Source organism: Idiomarina loihiensis (assembly GCF_024584785.1).
GTDB classification, from domain to species: Bacteria; Pseudomonadota; Gammaproteobacteria; order Enterobacterales; family Alteromonadaceae; genus Pseudidiomarina; species Pseudidiomarina fusca.
Window position 1 is genome coordinate 1,855,107 of the sequence record NZ_CP074112.1, and the last position, 18,711, is coordinate 1,873,817.

Consider the following 18,711-nt stretch of genomic DNA (forward strand, 5'->3'; position numbering starts at 1 on the left):
AATGTCTAATAGCGCTCTTGCATTTCACCCAATAACTCCGGGATGGCGGCGGCGGTGACCGGCTCGGCATCACGGTTACGCAAATGCTTTAATTCATAATCGTTATCGCGTACTACTAGCGCAAAGGTTGCTCCAGATTTGTCCGCTTTGGCTAACTTCTTCTTCATGTTCTGCGCGCCGCTGTGCAGTTGTACCATCAGTTGCGGCTGCAGGTTACGAATGGTTTCGGCAACGGCTGGGGCGTTAAGTTCCCCAGTTTCGGTGGCGCCCATCACGTACACATCAATGCTGGCAGCTGGTGGGATCTTACCTTGTGATTCCAGTAATAACACCAGGCGCTCCATGCCCATCGCAAAGCCGACGGCTGGGGTGGCTTTACCACCAAGCTGTTCAACTAAGCCATCGTAGCGACCGCCGGCACACACGGTGCCTTGCGCGCCTAGTTCGGTGGTGACCCACTCAAACACGGTGCGGTTGTAGTAATCCAGCCCGCGTACTAGGCGCTCGTTCAAGCTGTAGTTAATGCCGGCAGCATCTAAGCGCTGGCATAAACCGTCAAAGTGCGCGCGTGATTCGTCATCCCAGTACTCGGATAAGCTTGGCGCGTTGGCCAAAATCGCTTGAGTTTCTGGTGATTTAGAATCCAGTACCCGCAACACGTTGGTGTCCAAGCGACGCTTAGAATCTTCGTCGAGGTGCTCTTCGTGAGCGCGCAAAAACTCGCGTAAGGCGTCGCGATAACGGGCACGTGCTTCGTTTGAGGCTAATGAATTAAGTTGCAGCTCTACCTGGTCAGCAATGCCAAACAGTTGCCACAGACGCGCCGATAGCAAAATGATTTCAGCATCAATGTCAGGGCCTTCCATGCCAAACGCTTCAATACCAAACTGGTGAAACTGGCGATAACGGCCTTTTTGCGGACGCTCATGTCGGAACATCGGGCCTAAATACCACAGCCGCTGAGTTTGGTTGTAGAGCAAACCATGCTCGTTACCCGCGCGGACACAGCTGGCCGTGCCTTCTGGCCGTAACGTCAGGCTATCGCCGTTGCGGTCATCGAAGGTGTACATTTCTTTTTCTACGATGTCGGTAACTTCGCCAATTGAGCGCTTAAATAGGTCGGTACTTTCGAGTACCGGCATACGAATCTCTTGATACGAATACTGCGCCGCCACTTGTCGCAATACGCCTTCTACGTACTGCCAAGCAGGCGATTGGCTGGGCAAAATGTCGTTCATGCCCCGAATTGCTTGTATGTTTTTAGCCACGGTTATTCTTTCGCTTTCGTCGTAAACAGATAAAAAATGGCGCCTAGTATACCCTAGCTTTAGCCTTGCTTCACGGGAATCTGTTCGGCCGCCGCTCGTTTTTGCTGGCGTTCCACTTCAGACCGAATATGCTGCTCTAATCTGTCTACTAAGTTATTGTTATCTAAACGTTCTTTTTGGCGCTCGCCATTGAGATAAAAACCACTCTTGTTCTTGGCGCCGGCCAAGCCCACGTGCGAGATCAGCGCTTCGCCCGGCCCATTCACCACGCAGCCAATGATAGACACGTCCATCGGCGTGGTAATGTCTTCTAGCCGTTGCTCAAGGGCATTCACCGTTGCTATCACGTCAAATTCCTGCCGCGAGCAGCTCGGGCATGCAATAAAATTAATGCCACGGCTACGAATTCGCAGCGACTTCAAAATATCAAAGCCCACTTTCACTTCTTCTACGGGGTCTGCTGCTAAGCTGATCCGTAAGGTATCGCCGATACCCTCGGCGAGCAGCATGCCCAAGCCAATAGATGACTTTACCGAACCACTACGCAAGCCGCCCGCCTCGGTGATACCCAGGTGTAATGGCTGCTCGATTTGCTTGGCCAATAAGCGATAACTTTCTACCGCTAGGAACACGTCTGACGCTTTCACACTTACTTTAAAGTCTTGAAAATTCAGCCGATCTAAAATGTCCACGTGACGCATGGCTGATTCAACCAAAGCCGCCGGAGTGGGTTCACCGTACTTTTCTTGAATTTCTTTTTCCAGCGAGCCGCCATTCACCCCAATGCGAATAGGAATGCCGCGGTCGCGCGCTGCATCAACCACCGCTCGAATACGCTCTTCGTTACCAATGTTGCCTGGGTTAATGCGCAAACAATCGACACCGTACTCCGCTACTTTGAGCGCAATGCGGTAATCAAAATGGATATCTGCCACTACCGGAATGGGGCTTTGTTGCTTGATTAACTTAAAGGCTTCAGCAGCATCCATGGTGGGCACACTAACCCGCACCAAATCAGCACCGGCATTGGCGATGGCCTGAATTTGCTTCACCGTTGCTGCCACATCGGTGGTCTCGGTGTTGGTCATGCTCTGAACTGCAATCGGGGCGCCGTCACCAATAGGCACGTTGCCAACGTAGATACGGCGTGATGGTCGACGTTTTATTGGATTGTGATGCATGGGTTACCTATTTGAGTTCAAATTCGATAGTTAAATACAAGAGCGATGTTAGCTATTAGATATTGGATATTAAAATACCAGAGCGCTGTTAGCTATTGGATATTAGGGCTGCCGGTTCCTAGCTGATCGCTGTTGGTGGTTATTCGATGGTCATGGTAACGCTGCGATTGCGGCGGTAGTTGCTTAAGTCTACGGGCGCATCGTTATAGGTTATGGTGACCGCTTCGGGTTTACACAAAATCAAGTCAAACGGCGCATTGCCGGTAAGTGGCATGCGATAGCCGGGTTCTTTGACGCCGATGGCGATGTCGTTGCCGCCGGCTTCGGTTACTTTCACCCAACAGCGCTGGCTGAATTCTAAGACTAGGGAGTCTTGGCCGGCGGTGTTGCTACCGGTGTTGGCGGAGCTGCCTGTGCTGCTACCTGTGGTGCCTGTGCTGCTACTTGTGGTGCCGCTGGTGCTGTCGCTGGTGTTGTCGCTGGTGTTGTCGCTGTTGGTACCATCGGTGTTGGTTCCGCCGGTGCTATCGCTGGTATTTCCACCGCTGTTGTCGCTGGTAGTATCGCTGGTGCTTCCGCCAGAGGTGCCGCTATTACTGCCACCGGTATTTCCGCCGGTGCTGCTAGCTGCACTTCCGCCGGTACTGCTAGCTGTGTTACCGCTAGTGCTTTCACCGTTGTTGCCGCTAGTAGTATCGCTGGTATTTCTGCCGTTGCTGTCGCTGTTACTACCGCTAGTATTTCCACCGCTGCTGCCGCTAGTAGTATCGCTGGCGTTTCCGCTGGTGCTTCCAGCAGTCGTGCCGCCGGTGCTGCTGCCTGCGTTGCCGCTAGTTTCGGTGTTTCCACCGCTGCTGTTGCTGCCATCGGTGTTGTTGCCAGTGGTGGTGCCGTTGGCGGTGCTACCTGTGTCCAGCGGGACTGTGGTGGCACGGCGGGCGTTGCCTTCGGGGCTGTTGGTTTCGGTGACTTCGCTGCGAGGCTCAACTTGCGCATCGCTGTCGTTGTTTTGGGAATCTTGCCACCACCATGCTACGGCCATAGCAATCACAAGTGCGATGATGATGTAGCTGATCAGCATCAGACGGCTGTCATTGCGCTCGCGGACTTTGCGGCGCGAGAAACTTTGCATTTTCAGCTCAGCCGCGGGTGCTTCGCCAAAGCCTTGGGCTTGGTAGGCGGCAAAGACTTTGGCGGAGTCGACGTCGAGGGCTTTGCTGATGGAGCGTAAATAGCCGCGTACGTAGGTGGCGGTGCCGAGTTTTTCAAAATCATCGGCTTCGATGGTTTTGACGACAATTAGGCGCAAGCGTAGGCTGTCGGCGACTTGTTGTTCGCTAAGGCCTTTGGCTTCGCGGGCGGCACGCAAAATTTGTCCGGCGGTTTCACCGCTGTAGGCTGCTTCGCTGTCGCTTTGAGACTCGGTTTCTTGGCCGGCTTGTTGGCTGTGCTCTTGGCCGGCTTGTTGGCTGTGCTCTTGGCCGGTTTCTTGCCCGGTTTCTTGGCCGCGTTCTTGAGCTGCTTTTTGGCCAGCGTCGGCGTTAGCATCCTTGTGCTCGTCGGCAAAGATGTCGTCGGTTTGTGGCTTGGAGTTATTTGATTTCGATTGCTTATTTGTCATGCGGTGCCACTACTTATTAAGTTGTTGATAATTGTGCGCTTGGTCCGATTGCGGAAAACGCGACAACAAGAGCGCGCCAAACTCATCGCGTTTGTTATGGTTTCTTTGAGCGTGAGCTAATTGCACTTCTAGCCATAAATAACTTGCTGAAAGCTGAGGGAAATCAGCGCGTTGCGCGATAACCTCGGCAGCTTTGGGGTAATTGCCCTGAGCTAATAAAAAGGTCGCATAGCTTTCTAACATGGCGACGCTGCCGCCACTATGATTCAGCGCTAATTGATAATATTGGTCGGCTAATTGCCACTGCCCAGCTAGATTAGCACAGCGCGCTAAGTTCTCATATGTTCCTGCAACTTTAACGTAGCCAGGCTGGTCGATAGCCCGCTGAAATTGCTGTTCAGCTTCGGCAAAGCGCCCTTGGTTACAGAGTAACACGCCTAGGTTATTGTAATTATTACCATCGGTAGGTTGCAGTTTGAGTGCTTGGCGGTAATAGGATTCGGCTTGCTGGGGGTCTCGCACCTGCTGATAGTAGAACGCAAGACCCGTATAAACACCAGGATTATCAGGGGTATAGCTAAGGGCGCGCTCTAAATTGGCTTTGGCTTGCTCAAAGTTGCCGCTGCGCAAATACTGCAGGCCAAGAGCTAAGCGTGTTTGCGCCGCTTCTTGCGCGTCAAATTGTTGAGCTGGCTGCGATTTGCCATCTAGGGTACGCTGACTTACGCAACCATTGGCTAAGACCAGGCTGACGATCGCGATAAGCAGTGTGTACAGCTGTGTGCGCATGTAAATTCCCCCGTAAAGACAGCTATCTTAACCCGATTACCTTTCAGGTCAAGCGACAGCGCACGGTCGCGGGCTTATTTACAGCGCCTTGACATCGATGCCATCGCCACCGCGTTGGGCTTGCTGCTTTTTCAGAATCCGTTTGGTGCGGTCAATCACATCGCCGACTAACTGGCCGCATGCGGCATCAATATCATCGCCACGAGTACGACGGACGACGACGATGTAGCCTTTTTCCATCAGCACTTTGGCAAAACGGTCAATGCGTGAGTTGCTGGAGCGCCCGTAATCAGAGCCCGGGAATGGGTTAAATGGGATCAGGTTGATCTTGCTCGGGGTATCTTTCAATAACTCGGCAAGTTCCGCGGCCTGTTCCATCGAATCGTTGATATGATCCAGCATTACGTATTCGATGGTGATGTTTTTATTGGCTTTAGAGCCTTCGATGTAATCGCGGCTAGCTTTTAAAAACTCTTGAATATTGTACTTTTTATTGATGGGTACGATTTCGTTACGTAGCTCATCGTTGGGCGCATGCAAAGAGATCGCAAGAGCCACGTCGATTTGTTCTTTGAGCTTATATAAAGCCGGCACCACGCCAGAGGTGCTTAGAGTGACGCGACGTTTGGACAAACCAAAAGCGTTGTCGTCGAGCATCAGATCCATGGCTGGCACCACATTGGTCAGGTTGAGCAAGGGCTCGCCCATGCCCATCATCACTACGTTCGTCACGGCTTTCACGCCGGTATCGCCAAAGGCACCTAGCAGTTTGTTCACCCGCCACACCTGGCCAATGATTTCGGCCACGCGCAAGTTCCGGTTGAACCCTTGCTGCGCCGTTGAGCAGAAAGTGCATTCTAGTGCACAACCTACCTGCGAACTCACGCACAAAGTGGCGCGGTCACGATCTGGGATCCAAACCGTCTCCACGTCTTGGCCATCAAACAAGGTCATCGCGAACTTGATGGTGCCATCGGCAGACTGCTGCTGCAGCCGCACTTCCGGGGCACGCACCTCGGCAACTTGCTTAAGCTTTTCGCGCAACGCCTTGTTAAGGTTGGTCATTCGGTCAAAATCATCAATGCAGAAATGATACAACCACTTCATCACCTGATCAGCGCGAAATGGTTTTTCGCCCAATTCTTGAAAGAACTCACGCATTGCGGCGCGGTTCAAATCGAGCAAATTCACTTTTTTATCAACTGCATTCATTTAATTAAAACCTTAGTGCGATATTGGGTATTCGTAATTCGTGGTTCGTACGTTCACTTCGTTCACTGTTCGTCCGCTACGCTATTCGCGAACAGCGCAAAGCGCGGACGAACAGCGAAGCGTACGAATAACGATTAACGCTCTTACTATTAACGAGTACGAGCGCAGATTTCTTCGTCGCTGAAGAAGTACGCGATTTCACGTGCTGCTGATTCTACTGCGTCAGAACCGTGTACTGCGTTCTCATCGATAGATACAGCATAGTCTGCGCGCAAGGTACCTGCCAGTGCGTCAGCTGGGTTGGTAGCACCCATGATATCGCGGTGACGTTTAACCGCGTTGTCGCCTTCAAGTACTTGCACCATGATTGGGCCAGAGGTCATGAAATCTACCAACGCGCGGAAGAAAGGACGCTCTTTGTGTTCAGCGTAGAAGCCTTCTGCTTGCTCAGTGCTCAGGTGCATCATTTTAGCTGCAACGATACGGAAACCAGCAGTTTCGAAACGGTTGTAGATAGCGCCGATGACGTTTTTGCCAACAGCGTCTGGCTTGATAATTGATAAAGTGCGCTCTAAAGCCATGATTTTCTCCAATCAAGTTTAAAAGTTAAAGGGTCAAAATCTTAGTCGCGCGGATTATACATGAACGCCGCTGGCGCGGCTAGTGCGGGAGGAACTTGCGGACCCAGCTCCGGAGCTGGGTCCGCAAGTCTTTCAAGAGGAGGTGGTAAAATAGCTCATCGGTAATTCACGGCTGAGTGCAAAAGGCACGGCAGTGGCGGGATGCGGTTGCTGATAGAAATTGTTTGATGGTGGGTGAAGCTGAGTGATTGGCTGCTTGTTGCGGCTGAATTTACGGTACTGAGGCGCTTACGGTTGTAGGTGGTTTGCGCCAATTACCGGCGCAGTTTGGCGGACATTAGGGCTAGTTAGTCACTTACACCTGCACTTTTTATCATTAGAATAAGGATGTTATCTATGCATGGTTTAGGACGAGTTTTGGTGGTTGGGACGCTGGCTTTGGCGCTGCAAGGGTTGGCCAGCGGCACTGCGCAAGCGCGTAGTTACGGTTATCGACCGGCGCCGCCACCGGCTCCCTCGTTTGATTTTTTGAATGCCGGTTTTGCTAGTGGTAAATGGGGCGATGACTGGGCCAACGGCGCTATTGTGGGCGCATCTTTTATGTTGACCGATGCTTGGTTTGGCTACCTGAATGCGGACCGCGAGAGTCTGGATGACGCCTCGATGACGACCCTTAATGCGGGCTTGGGATACGCCCACAGTTACCGTCAGAACACGGTGATTTATGGCGGCTTTGGCTTTATTCAGGGGCGGATTGATTGGGGTGACCAAGCTGATGCTATCGGGGCAGTGACCGAGTCTGGCTACGAACTCAATGTTGGCGTGCGCCATCGGGTGAATCAGCAGTTAGAGCTTGATGCGCGCTTTGGCCATGTGGATCTCGGCGCCGGAGACCAAAATTTGCGTTTGCTTGGGCGCTACTATGTGAATCAACGCTGGGCGGTGGAGCTCGGCTACACCTTTGTTAATTCCGACAGTGCTTTGGCGCAAGTCGGTTTCAGCTATCATTTTTAATTGGGTTTGATGTTTTCTGCCGGTTGCGGTCGTCAGCACGACGGCCGCAGTTTTAAGTTTAAGCTCAGTTATAAGTTGAAACGCAACTGTACTTGTAAGCCACCGAGGTGGCTAGGTCCCAACTGCATCTCCACGCCATACAAATGCGCCAGCTCGGCCGCAACCGTTAAGCCAATTCCACTACCCTGCACCGACATGTCATGACGTTTGCCTCTTGCTAAAGCTTGCTGGCACTGCTCGTCGGTCATACCTGGGCCATCATCATCGATTTGTAGCAACAGCGTTGGTGGTGCTGCCGTGGCATCAGCCACGCCTTTAACGTTGCCAGTAACTTTGCCAGTGACGTTGCCAGAGACTGTGGCAGCGGTGGTGGTAGAGATAGTGGCGCTGAAACTCAGTTGCTGATGGGAATATTTCAAGGCATTTTCTAACAGGTTGCCGACAATTTCTTGTAAATCCGGTGCTGCTACGGGTACGGCGATGGCGGCTAGCTGCGGCTGGTCAAGCTGGCTGTAACTGAACTTGCGTTGGCGCTGCTTGGCCATGCTGGCGATGGCTGCGAGGATCGGCTGTAGCGCTGCTTGCAGATTCGCATGAGCCGCGAGCTGGTGAGTACCTACTGCGGCTGCGCGCGCTAAATGGTGCTGTACCACTTGGTCCATACGATGGATTTCTCGAGTGAATTCAGCAGCAAGCTGCGGCGGTAGTTCGGCTAGTTGGCTTTGCATCACCGCCAACGGCGTTTTGAGGCTATGGGCCAAATTCGCAGCGGCGGCACGGCTGTGTTCAAGCAGCTTTTCATCGCGCTCAAGCACGTCGTTAAGTGCCTCAGCTAACGGTTTGAGCTCACTGCTTAGAGCGGCGCTATCGAGCCGCGATGAGGGACTTGCGGACCCAGCTCCGGAGCTGGGTCCGCAAGTTCCTCCATGGCGGAGACGCTGTAGTTGGTGGCTAAGGCTGGCGAGGGGGGCGAGTACCCAGCGCAGTTGGACAGCGAGAAACAGCAGTAAGACGGCGGCTAGGCCGGCTAGCGCGAGCCACAACACTTGGTTAAAGGCGGCAACTTCGCGGTCTATTTCGGCCACGGGGCCGCCCACCATCACATGAATCGGCTGTTCTAGCTGGGCGAGCAAATAATCTCGTTCGGAGACGCGTAAGGCTTGCTGCTGGGGGCCAATGCCGGGGCGCAAGATCAAGTTATTCACAACGCCATCAACGCTCGGTTGCAAGCGTTGGTCCCACAGCGATCGCGACAGCGCGAGGGTTTGTTCGGCACTGCTGATCTGCCAATACCACCCCGAGTAAATCTCATGAAAGCGATGGTCACCTAACTTATCTTGAACTTCTAATTCGCCCATGGCGTTCACTTCTAAGGCAGCCACCAGCACGTTCTGCCAAGCCGTGAGGCGAGCATCGAACGACGCGGTAACGGAGCGTTCGAAGGCATGACTGAGGGCCCATCCTGCGCTAGGCAGAGCTACCAACAGCAACACCAGGCCAGCGATTATCGTGCGCTGACGTATGCTGATGGGTGGTACCGTGCGAGTCGCTTTTGGCATGTTAATCAACCGCTGGGGCTTGCACGCGATAGCCTTGGCCACGAATGGTTTCGATAAAATCACGGCCGAGTTTTTTGCGCAGTCGGGCAACTTGAACATCGATAACATTGGAGTCCGGCTCTTCGTCGCGGTCGTACACGTGGTCGTGTAACTCACTACGACTTACGATACGGCCACTAGCATGCATTAAGTAGCCGATTAACTTGGTTTCTTGTGCGGTAAGCTTAACCGGCATGCCCTGTTTGCTGAGCTGATTGGTGAGGGTGTCGAAGACCACCTCGCCAACGGTTAAATGCGGGTGGGCTTGGCCGTAACTGCGGCGGATCAGCGCCTTAACGCGCATTAATAATTCCGCCACCGCAAAAGGTTTCACCAGGTAGTCATCAGCGCCAGCATTAAAGCCGCTAGCTTTATCGGCCCACGTGCCGCGCGCGGTTAAAATGAGCGTGACGATACCAATGCCAGCTTGACGCCAGCGCTGCAACCAATCGCTGCCTTGGCCGTCGGGGAGGCCCAAATCTAAGATCAGCAAATCAAACACTTCGGTGCTTAACAAATAGTCAGCCGCGGCGCCGGTACCGGCGTGGTCGACGTTATAGCCGGCCTCGGTCAGCACCTTGGTGAGGTTTTGCGCCAATTTGATATCGTCTTCAACAATCAAAATTTTCATGCAAGTTACTCATAACCGATGGTTCCTAGCTGATGATTTATAGCTGATGGTTCATAACCGATGGTTCCGAGCCCATCATTCATGGCCCATCATTCATGGCCGATAACTCATGGCTGTTTGCTCATGGCTTTTAACTGACGCCCTTCTACGCTCATAAGCTCGCCGGTACGGGCGGCAAATTCAAACTCGGCCCGTTGCCCTTGGGGGCCGATCATCTCTATCTCGTAGACGAGCATACCATCATCGTCTTCTAATTCTATCTCCACGATTTCGCCGTAATAGCGCTCGCGTAAATACGCCAAGATCACTTCTAACGACACCACCTCGCCCGCTTGCACTTGTTGGTACAAACGTTGCTGTTGCTTGTTGTCGGGCCAGGCACCCGCGGGCGCAGCCAGAGCCGCTTGCAGGCCCCAACTAAGACTGGTGACAAAGATGAGATAAGATAACTTGTTCATGGCGCTAAGCTTACCCGAAAAAGGGTTCACGAACATGAACCAAACATGAACGAGTGGTTCATACTAGGCTCATTGATAGGCTGATAGGATAGCTGCAACATCAACAAAGGAGTACCGACTATGACAAACAAAAGCTTGGTAGTAAGTTTAGCAGCCGTATTACTAATGGGCACAACTGCCGTAGTTGCAGCTAACTCAGCGGTTACCGCCAACAGCCAAATGGAGCAGTTGCAAGCGCTTAAGAATTACGGCTATACCCATGTTAATGAGCTGGAGTGGGATGATCATCGCCCGCAACTGGAAGTAGAAGGTTGGCTAGCCGATAACTGGTTTGCCGAAGTGACGTTTCAGGGTGCCGGAGCCGCAGCTGAAGTAAAGCGCGAGCGCAAGGAAAGTAAAATCGTACAGCCGTGGGGATTGACCTTGGCGCAAGTTGAACAAGTGATGCAACAGGCGAATAGTCAAGGCATGGCGGTGTTTGAAGAGATCTCAATTGATGATAGCGGTCGTATTGAGCTTGAAGGTGACAACGCCAACGGTCGTGAACTAGAGCTGCGTTTTCATATCCGCGAGCTGTAACTAACGCCCCCTCTCAGTAACGATAACAGCAACGATAACAAACGGGTGGCCACGTGCGCGTGGTCGCTCGTTTTTGTTGCTGTGGCTTGATCAGAGGCTTTACAAACTATGGCTGCAGGCGTAAAGTAACACCATCTAGTACAGGCATCTAGACGTCTATTCGCGGGATGTCTTTTCGTTCTTTTGCGACGGAGTTTACAAGTTATGACGCAACAAATTACTTTAGGCGGCGGTTGTTTTTGGTGCCTTGAAGGCGCCTTCAAGCAAGTGCGTGGGGTATTAAAGGTGCAGTCCGGTTATGCCGGCGGCCATAAAGCCGAACCTACCTACGAAGATGTCTGCAAGGGCGATACCGGCCACGCTGAGGTGGTACAAATCACTTTTGAGCCGACCTCGCTGAGCCTGCGCGAGATTTATGAGATCTTTTTTGCACTGCATGATCCCACTCAGATCAACCGTCAAGGTAACGATATTGGCAGCCAATATCGCACCTCGATTTTCTATCAGACCGATGAGCAGCAGCGTTTGGCGCAAGAAATCATTACGGAAATGGAGCGCGAGCAAACCTGGGATGCGCCTATTGTGACCACCGTTGAGCCGCTGGAAAAATTCTGGCCGGCCGAGGAATATCACGACAACTACGTGGAACGTAATCCTGAAAATGCCTACTGCCAAGCAGTGGTACATCCTAAGTTGGCGAAGTTTAAGAGGACTTTTGCTGAGAAACTTGACGGCTAATGTTTGCGGTTAATATTTGCAGTTAATAAAAAAGGGCTTACCCGATGGGTAAGCCCTTTTTGCTTTCCAACCTATCTTCCTAGTTGTTTTCCAAGCCTTTATTTCTCAGTTACTTCAGCAAACGGCTTGGTTACGCGCAACGGGTCTGGCGTCCAGCTTGAGCTGCGCTGATAGGCTGCGGTTGGCACATCAATCAAGCTAGCTGCATCAACCGGTACCGGTTCTTCACCGGTTTCGCTGGCTTTATAATAAGTCATTACACCTGCCATAAAGTACATTTTGCCTGGCTCAACGTAAATATTGTAAGGACCAGTACCGTACGGGAACTTACTACTCGTTAGCAGCGCCATCACACCATTATCGTAGCTCGCCACAAATCGACGGAAGCTACCACCACATTGGTCTTGATAGCAGCTTTTATTAACCAAAATGCTATTGCCATCAAAATCTTCCCAGTTCCCAGATGGTAAGCTACGTGGCTCGATGCTAGCCGAGAGGCAGTCGTCCCACATATCACCACCCGGTGCGACTTCATCACACTCAATATCGACGATATAATAGTTACCATCGCTGCTGTATCGATAGCCACCACCACCAATGCGAGCGGTTAATGGCGTTAACTTACCCTCGCCATTAACGCCATCCCAGATGGTCTTATCGGCAATCATGTTGGCGGTATCCAGGCTGTGATCGATGCTAGGCATATTGTTTGTATTCCAATTCTCACCGCCGTTTTTAAGATGACGCTTGGTAAGCACAATTTGCGCATGCTCTTGGTCGTCTAACAGATACAAATCTTCAGCGTAGTAATTCATGTTCGGATCGTTATAGGTGAGCGTTAACTTCGTTTTGTCTGGGCTTAACTCGTAGCTACCACCTTCCAACACGTCGCGATCAAAAGTACCGCTAAATTCAGACGTGGGGTAAAAACTATAAGCCATGCGGCTAAAGTAATACACATCGTCGGGCAAACCATCAAACGTCAAGTTATTGTAAGCGTAAAACTCACCGTAGTAGGCATATTCCGTTGGCGCTGATAGGTCAAACGTGAGATCTTTAATCAAACTTTCAGCTCGCGTGTAGGTGTTGGTCCATGCACTCGACTCGGGTGAAACCGCAGGTAGTTCTAATGGCTCACCTTCGTATTCAAACGGAATAGGTGCCAACTCGTATTCATACGACTCATAGATAGTCAGACTCGCACCCATCACACTTAACGGCATCGCTTCTAGATAACTACTCACAGTTAATGGCACACTGCCAGCGGTGGTTGAGCCTTCTTGGCTGGCTACAAATTTTGCCAGTAAATCAGCATCATAAAGATGGCCATAATTATTCACAAAGGAGTTTAATGGGATGAATCGGGCTGTTGTTTGCAACGGACCAAGCCACTTACCATCAACAAAAGGCACATGCTCTGATTCACCATCATAAATGCCCTGTCTAAAGAGCGCGCCGTCTTCATCGATAGAGTAGCTGACATAGTTTTGGTGAGCATTGTAACGGTGGTAATCATAGAACAGCATGTAAGCACCAGCGAGCTCGGTTGGATCAATGGCAGGTACTAATTCACTATCGGCTGCGGTGGCAGCAATCATGGCTTGTAAATCACCAGCGGCATCGGCCTGTGCCAACAACGTATTGTAGGCATCGGCATCGTTTAAAAAGTCAGCGATGCTCGTGAAACCTTCCGGCAAACTGTAATTTTCGTCATCGACTAACAGCTTAATCAGTGCTGCCATCTCCATGGTTAAGTAACCATCAAGTTGCATCAGCAACTCATTGAAATTAGCCGCTGTGATCGGAGCATCCTGCGCCAATACTTCTAATTGCTGGTTGATGGCAGTGGTGACGTGGGTGATCACCACGTTGCTTGATTCTTCCGCCGACAACACGCGGTCATCTCCTGCGAGCGCCAGGAGTTCGGCCACTGTGGTTAACCGCGAGTTCAAAGTGACGTACTCTTGCTCACCGGCGCCAGTGGCAGTGATTTTGAGGACGGCATCGCTGCTTAAATCCAATAGTTCTAAATCTAAGCTGAAATAACCATCGGCATCGGCGGTGGTGGTGAACGTTTGCTCACCCACGGTTAAGGTGATGGTGGCATTGGCAATCGGCGAGTCAATAGCGCGACCTGCAATGGCAACCGTTTGCGCAACAGTCACAGTAACGCTGCCGGTGCCTTCGGCCTCACCGTCGGTACCTGTGTAGGTGAAGGTATCGGTGCCAGCAAAACCTGCATCTGGGGTATAGACGATTTTGTTGTCGACAATTTCAGCGGTGCCATGCTCAGGCTCGGTCACGCTGGTGATTGCTAACGCCACGTCCAGTTCGCTGCTATCGTTTGCTAACACATCAATGGTAACAGCCGTACCGTTACTGGTGCTGGCACTATCATCGGCCGGGGTGTACAGCTCAAGATCTCGGCAATCGATGGTTAAGTCATCGATATCAGCGTTGGCGAAAGTAAAGCTGCTAGCTGAGGTAATGCTGCACGATTGCAAGGTAGGAATGGCGCTTAGCTCGACCGCTACTGTGTCACCACTATCGAATTCGTTGGTGAATTCGAAGCTTCCGTCGGCGCTTATGGTCAGGGTCTCATCAGCGGCAGTAACGCCTAGTTCGCCGTTAAGTCCACTCACGCTGCCGGCCAGAGTAAAGGGGCCTTGCTCTTCAAGAATGGGTGGATCGACATCATCGCTACTACTGCCGCCACAGGCGGTAAGCAGTGAGATACAGATAAGCGATAGTGCGAATTGATTGGTTTTTTTCATTTTGCATTCCTATTGCTGGATTAATAACTGTTGTTCGTTGCTTACTATGTAGCCATGTTAACAAACTGTCAACTAATTAATTACAAATAATTATATACCGCGTAGTAAATCCAGTTTTGCTGCTAGTTATAGCGACATTTGCCATCTTCACTAAGTGATTGATTTTATCGAAGCTGATTAAAAAACAAGCAAACCTGTCGGTTTTCTCGAACTCTTCAATCGATCTTTTCATGAGCTTGAACACTTACATACATACACGAATGTATGTAAAATAGAGGCATTCTTAGTCCTTGCTGTCATTGTCTGTTATGAAGAATTTAACCTCATGAATAAAACAAGAAAAATTCTATATAGTCTACTTTTGTTGGCGGTCTTTGCCAGTACTATGATCCTTCCCAAAAGTTATGCCGATGAGCTACATGCGGCAGTCAGTTATTCAGCCAGCGATATTGATGGCTTACGTCTCGGTTACCGCTGGACTGATGCTTGGCAGCCGTTGCCAGCCAGCTGGTTAGCTGCGATAGGGTCGCCTCGGGTTCACTATGAGGCAGCCATCAACAGTTGGAAAAACACGCAAGAATCAAGCGAGCGCATCAATGCCCTCACCTTCAGCCCGGTATTGCAATGGCGATTAACCGATTGGAAACAGCCACTGTATCTAGAAGCTGGCATTGGCGTGTCGCTATTTGATGAGCAGCAGTTGGCGGGCCGTGAGCTTTCAATTTCATTCCAATTTGAAGATCGGATTGGTTTAAGTTGGGAATACAACCAAGAATCTAAAGCCCGGGTAAGTTTGGGCTACTCTCATTATTCGCAAGCGGATTTGGCGAAACCCAATGATGGCTTAGACTTATGGGTGTTCAGCTGGCACGTGCCGTTTTAGCTTGCTGGTGCTTGCAGCCCTACAAAGATAACGCCGCCCATGGTATCGAACCTATTCAAGCATACTATGAGCGGCGCTAGTGCCGTTACAGCCCATACTCCGCTGGGTCGACATACTTAAACAAGTGCAAACCAAAGGAATCATTCACCCGGGTGCCGAACGGCCGCACCGCAGGGCCATACTCCTCGGTACCAGCTGGGCTTTCGTCATGAAGATAGACCGCCACCAATTGTCGTTCGGGACTTACTCCGACTACTTGCCACAACTCACCACCGCAGCGGCCGTTAACACAATCGCCATTAAATAGCACCCGTGGCTGCAGTTCGGGTAACTCAGGATCTTGATAACTCTGCCAGGTATCGCCCATGTCACTTGTAACTAGCTCGGCTTTAGTACAGGTAAGATCGTCTGTTGCTTCGGCGCACATCACACTAATAGATGGCGCATGATTATCTGCTCCCAATAAATAGACCTCAAGAAAACTGGCTTGCTGCTCTAGAGGGGCTATATTTCCATCCTCATCTGTAACTAAAAAAGTATGTTTAAAGAGTAACTTGCCTTGCAGGGCTGCCACGCTATCAAGATTTTGCACCGCAGGCCAATAAACATCTACCGTAGGTTGCCAGATGGTGCCATCAGCCAGTTGCTGGGTTTCAGTAATAAAAACTTTCGGTAAGCTTGGGTCATCACTGATATACCTTAATTGGTAGCTCACCGCAGACACGCTTGGGTCATCAAATTGTAGCGAGAGGATGGTTTTATCGGCATTCAGTTGATAGGTCCCCGAGTCTAAATGGCGACGGGTAAAGCTACCTGCGAACTCTGTTTGTGGATGGAAGGTTGCCAATAATGGGGAATACAGCAGCTCGCCAGCATCTGCAAGGGGGTCTTCGTTATTGTTGTACTCCCAAAACACACCTGGTATGACAAACTGACTCCCCTCGCTGATGTCGAAGGTTCGCGCTGATGCAAACATCGCCGTTGCTACGCCGTGCTCGATATAGGTGGTAGGGGGATTTACGGTTAATCGTGGTAGTTCGTAAGACACCCCCTGATAAGTGAACGGAATAGGTTTGAATTCACTCAGTACCTCAAACACCGCATAGATATGCCCGTTCTGGTATGACACAGGGCGGATTTCAACTCGGTCATCATCGATATCCTCAAGTGGTGTTTGCGGATCTAAGCTTGCTACGCTCTGCACAAACAAGTCGAACAAGGCCGGATCGTACTGATGAGCATGGTCGCTGATAAAGTTGGCAATGGTTCGGCTTACGTCAAAGCCAGCATACCTGAGCGTCCAGCCATTGCTCGTCCAATCAGCAAACCAGCCATCTGTGGGGAAATAGGTAAGGCGCTGGTGCTCATCGATGAAATAATAGAAGCCATTAAAATCAAAACCTTCATCTTGGCTACTTGCCATACGTACGTAGGTATCAGCCAAGTGGTTGATCTTATCCATCGGGATGGTGGGTGCACTCATTAAAGATGCAGTGAGGGCAGGACCAAAATCATTGTGTTGTTTCGCCTGGGTCAATACTTCCGTTAACGCCTCATAATCCGTGAAATACATGTACCAGGATGAATATTCGGGTGGCAGCGGGTAGTCTGGATGGGTACATAATAAATAAATTAACCCTGCTAGCTCGCTTAGTTGAGTGATATCAGAGTTATTCAGGGCGGTAGTGAGTTGCTGCAACGTATAGCTACTAGAGAAATCACTGGCCTGATAATACTGCTTAACCTGCATGCTTAGTGCGGTGCTCAACGGCGTGATAGCGAGCCCCGGCAATAGCTCTTGGTTCAAGGTCGCGCCGGTAATGCTAGCGGCAGAATCGGCAAGCGTAACCTTGCCGGTGACGGCTTGTTGAAAGAGTTCGCTGATGGGAGCCAGCCCGGAAGCTAACTGTAAAGTCTGTCCCGCTTGCTGGTCTGTGGCGAAGCTGGCTACCACTTCGACCATTTGTGTGGCCGCCAACTCGGGCGGCATGCCGCCGTCATTGGCATCTGCCGTGCTTGGCAGGTAACCAATCGATAACTGATAATTACCCTGGGCATCGGCATAGCTACTAAAGCGACGACCATCGATTATGCTGCTGACTTCAACCGGTGCAGACCCAGCCGTAGCCAAATTAGCTGGGCTAACAGTACCGCTCAATTGCAGGCTATCGAGCAAGGTTAAGGTGACTTTGGCGCTTACTTGTTCAGTGCCATCGCTCACTTGGTACCAGATTTCTTCAACGCCAACAAAGTCGGCAGCTGGCGTGTAGTGTAACTGGCCATCGATAATCGCCACGGCACCCTGCAGCTGTTGCTCTGGTGCTGGGCCCGCTGCGACAAGGGTTAACTCGGCATCGCGTTTACTGCTGTCGTTAGCAAGCACATCTAACGATAACGGCTGTTGAAATAAAATGTCAGCGCTATCGCTGCTGGCATGGATAAGTTCACCACTGCCATCGCCGCTGTTACCGCTGCTGGTTTCATCTTCTGCACTACTGCAACCTGTCAAAATACCGACCCCGATTAAAATCGCCAGCAAGAATGTTGCTTTATTCATTCGCCACTCCGTTTGTTTTAGTCTCTACTAGCTGAGCTAACTGCCGCTCCAACGGCGTTTGCGCTAAGCCAGGCAAGCCCAAGGTTATGCTTAACTGAGATGGCAAGGTGCCAGCATCCTTGCTAGCTAGTGATTCTCGTCCTTGCTCTGCAGTTACCGCAACAGAAGCTGTACTTTTACTAACTTTGCTAAGGGGGTCAAAAGGATGTAAGCCATGCTGCGGCGCCCCCATGAGTGCAGCGACAAGTACTGAAGTGGGGTTGAATAAGCGCATGGCAGCTGCCCATTAATAGCAGGCAGAGCTAGGCTTAGCTGAGGTTTGGCTACTGCGAATGCAGCTTACTGACACTGGTGAACGGACAAACGACGGGGACAAAAAAAGCGCCATAACCAGCCGATAACGACCACCTATGTGCGCTTTTTCAGCAACTGCTATCAGCCGCGAGCTTTCTGCAGCCAGCTTTCTGCCGCCAGTTAATGATTTTCTTTGGCGTGGTTGATGCTGTATTTGGGGATTTCGACCACTAAGTCTTCGCCGTGCACTCGTGCTTGGCAGCTTAACCGCGACTCTGGCTCTAGGCCCCAGGCTTTGTCGAGCATATCATCTTCGTTTTCTTCGATATCATCTAACGAGTCGTAGCCTTCGCGCACGTACACGTGGCAGGTGGTGCAAGCACAAACTTTTTCGCAGGCATGTTCTATGCCGATACCATTGCGCAGCGCTACGTCTAACACGCTTTCGCCTTCGCTAGCTTCAACTGCAGCGCCTTCTGGACACAGCTCGTGGTGCGGTAAAAAAATAATTTTCGGCATACTGGTTAAACCTC

The 18,711-nt window shown here is 51.2% G+C and carries 17 protein-coding genes; 4 read left to right on the top strand and 13 right to left on the bottom strand.

The window, feature by feature from the left end:
* Positions 1 to 5 precede the first annotated feature (5 nt).
* From hisS to ndk, 6 genes are all read right to left on the bottom strand, one after another.
* Positions 6 to 1,268 (bottom strand): histidine--tRNA ligase, encoded by a 1,263-nt coding sequence (gene hisS / locus KGF88_RS08900; RefSeq protein ID WP_162014589.1) that lies wholly within the window; start codon positions 1,266 to 1,268, stop codon positions 6 to 8.
* A gap of 59 nt (positions 1,269 to 1,327) precedes the next feature.
* The gene (gene ispG / locus KGF88_RS08905; protein ID WP_153826852.1) at positions 1,328 to 2,449 is read right to left on the bottom strand and encodes a flavodoxin-dependent (E)-4-hydroxy-3-methylbut-2-enyl-diphosphate synthase; all 1,122 of its coding nucleotides are present in this window, start codon (positions 2,447 to 2,449) and stop codon (positions 1,328 to 1,330) included.
* A gap of 139 nt (positions 2,450 to 2,588) precedes the next feature.
* Positions 2,589 to 4,070 carry a RodZ domain-containing protein gene (locus KGF88_RS08910; protein ID WP_153826853.1) on the bottom strand — a complete coding sequence of 494 codons (1,482 nt, stop codon included), beginning with the start codon at positions 4,068 to 4,070 and terminating at the stop codon, positions 2,589 to 2,591.
* Positions 4,071 to 4,079: 9 nt separating this feature from the next.
* Positions 4,080 to 4,859, bottom strand: coding sequence for a type IV pilus biogenesis/stability protein PilW (gene pilW, locus KGF88_RS08915; protein ID WP_153826854.1), 780 nt, complete (start codon positions 4,857 to 4,859; stop codon positions 4,080 to 4,082).
* A gap of 78 nt (positions 4,860 to 4,937) precedes the next feature.
* Positions 4,938 to 6,071 (bottom strand): bifunctional tRNA (adenosine(37)-C2)-methyltransferase TrmG/ribosomal RNA large subunit methyltransferase RlmN, encoded by a 1,134-nt coding sequence (locus tag KGF88_RS08920; RefSeq protein ID WP_153826855.1) that lies wholly within the window; start codon positions 6,069 to 6,071, stop codon positions 4,938 to 4,940.
* A gap of 149 nt (positions 6,072 to 6,220) precedes the next feature.
* Positions 6,221 to 6,652 (bottom strand): nucleoside-diphosphate kinase, encoded by a 432-nt coding sequence (gene ndk, locus KGF88_RS08925; RefSeq protein ID WP_153826856.1) that lies wholly within the window; start codon positions 6,650 to 6,652, stop codon positions 6,221 to 6,223.
* Positions 6,653 to 7,048: 396 nt separating this feature from the next.
* Here ndk and KGF88_RS08930 point away from each other — a divergent pair, with 396 nt between their 5' ends.
* Positions 7,049 to 7,666 carry an outer membrane beta-barrel protein gene (locus KGF88_RS08930; RefSeq protein ID WP_153826857.1) on the top strand — a complete coding sequence of 206 codons (618 nt, stop codon included), beginning with the start codon at positions 7,049 to 7,051 and terminating at the stop codon, positions 7,664 to 7,666.
* Positions 7,667 to 7,734: 68 nt separating this feature from the next.
* Here KGF88_RS08930 and KGF88_RS08935 read toward each other — a convergent pair whose 3' ends face one another.
* From KGF88_RS08935 to KGF88_RS08945, 3 genes are all read right to left on the bottom strand, one after another.
* On the bottom strand, positions 7,735 to 9,225 hold the full coding sequence (locus tag KGF88_RS08935; protein WP_162014590.1) for an ATP-binding protein: 1,491 nt from the start codon (positions 9,223 to 9,225) through the stop codon (positions 7,735 to 7,737).
* 1 nt (position 9,226) lies between these two features.
* Positions 9,227 to 9,895, bottom strand: coding sequence for a winged helix-turn-helix domain-containing protein (locus tag KGF88_RS08940; RefSeq protein WP_153826859.1), 669 nt, complete (start codon positions 9,893 to 9,895; stop codon positions 9,227 to 9,229).
* Positions 9,896 to 10,002: 107 nt separating this feature from the next.
* Positions 10,003 to 10,353: a PepSY domain-containing protein gene (locus KGF88_RS08945; protein WP_162014591.1), complete on the bottom strand. Its 351-nt coding sequence runs from the start codon at positions 10,351 to 10,353 to the stop codon at positions 10,003 to 10,005.
* A gap of 120 nt (positions 10,354 to 10,473) precedes the next feature.
* Here KGF88_RS08945 and KGF88_RS08950 point away from each other — a divergent pair, with 120 nt between their 5' ends.
* Together KGF88_RS08950 and msrA are read left to right on the top strand one after the other, a co-directional pair.
* Entirely contained in the window at positions 10,474 to 10,932 is a 459-nt protein-coding gene (locus KGF88_RS08950) for a PepSY domain-containing protein (protein WP_153826861.1), read from the top strand.
* Between the two features lie 204 nt (positions 10,933 to 11,136).
* Positions 11,137 to 11,670 (top strand): peptide-methionine (S)-S-oxide reductase MsrA, encoded by a 534-nt coding sequence (msrA, locus tag KGF88_RS08955; protein ID WP_153826862.1) that lies wholly within the window; start codon positions 11,137 to 11,139, stop codon positions 11,668 to 11,670.
* A 98-nt stretch (positions 11,671 to 11,768) separates the two neighbouring features.
* Here the strand turns inward: msrA and KGF88_RS08960 are convergent, their stop codons facing one another.
* Positions 11,769 to 14,444 carry an Ig-like domain-containing protein gene (locus tag KGF88_RS08960; RefSeq protein ID WP_153826863.1) on the bottom strand — a complete coding sequence of 892 codons (2,676 nt, stop codon included), beginning with the start codon at positions 14,442 to 14,444 and terminating at the stop codon, positions 11,769 to 11,771.
* A 325-nt stretch (positions 14,445 to 14,769) separates the two neighbouring features.
* Between KGF88_RS08960 and KGF88_RS08965 the strand changes: the two genes are divergently transcribed.
* Positions 14,770 to 15,327: an acyloxyacyl hydrolase gene (locus tag KGF88_RS08965; RefSeq protein WP_228759539.1), complete on the top strand. Its 558-nt coding sequence runs from the start codon at positions 14,770 to 14,772 to the stop codon at positions 15,325 to 15,327.
* An 85-nt stretch (positions 15,328 to 15,412) separates the two neighbouring features.
* Here the strand turns inward: KGF88_RS08965 and KGF88_RS08970 are convergent, their stop codons facing one another.
* The 3 genes from KGF88_RS08970 to fdx form a co-directional block, all read right to left on the bottom strand.
* Entirely contained in the window at positions 15,413 to 17,884 is a 2,472-nt protein-coding gene (locus KGF88_RS08970) for an Ig-like domain-containing protein (RefSeq protein ID WP_153826864.1), read from the bottom strand.
* Positions 17,877 to 18,158, bottom strand: a complete 282-nt coding sequence (locus tag KGF88_RS08975) for a hypothetical protein (protein WP_153826865.1) — start codon at positions 18,156 to 18,158, stop codon at positions 17,877 to 17,879. The genes KGF88_RS08970 and KGF88_RS08975 overlap by 8 nt, the downstream gene beginning before the upstream one ends.
* Positions 18,159 to 18,358: 200 nt before the next feature.
* Entirely contained in the window at positions 18,359 to 18,697 is a 339-nt protein-coding gene (fdx, locus tag KGF88_RS08980) for an ISC system 2Fe-2S type ferredoxin (protein WP_153826866.1), read from the bottom strand.
* Positions 18,698 to 18,711: the final 14 nt, after the last annotated feature.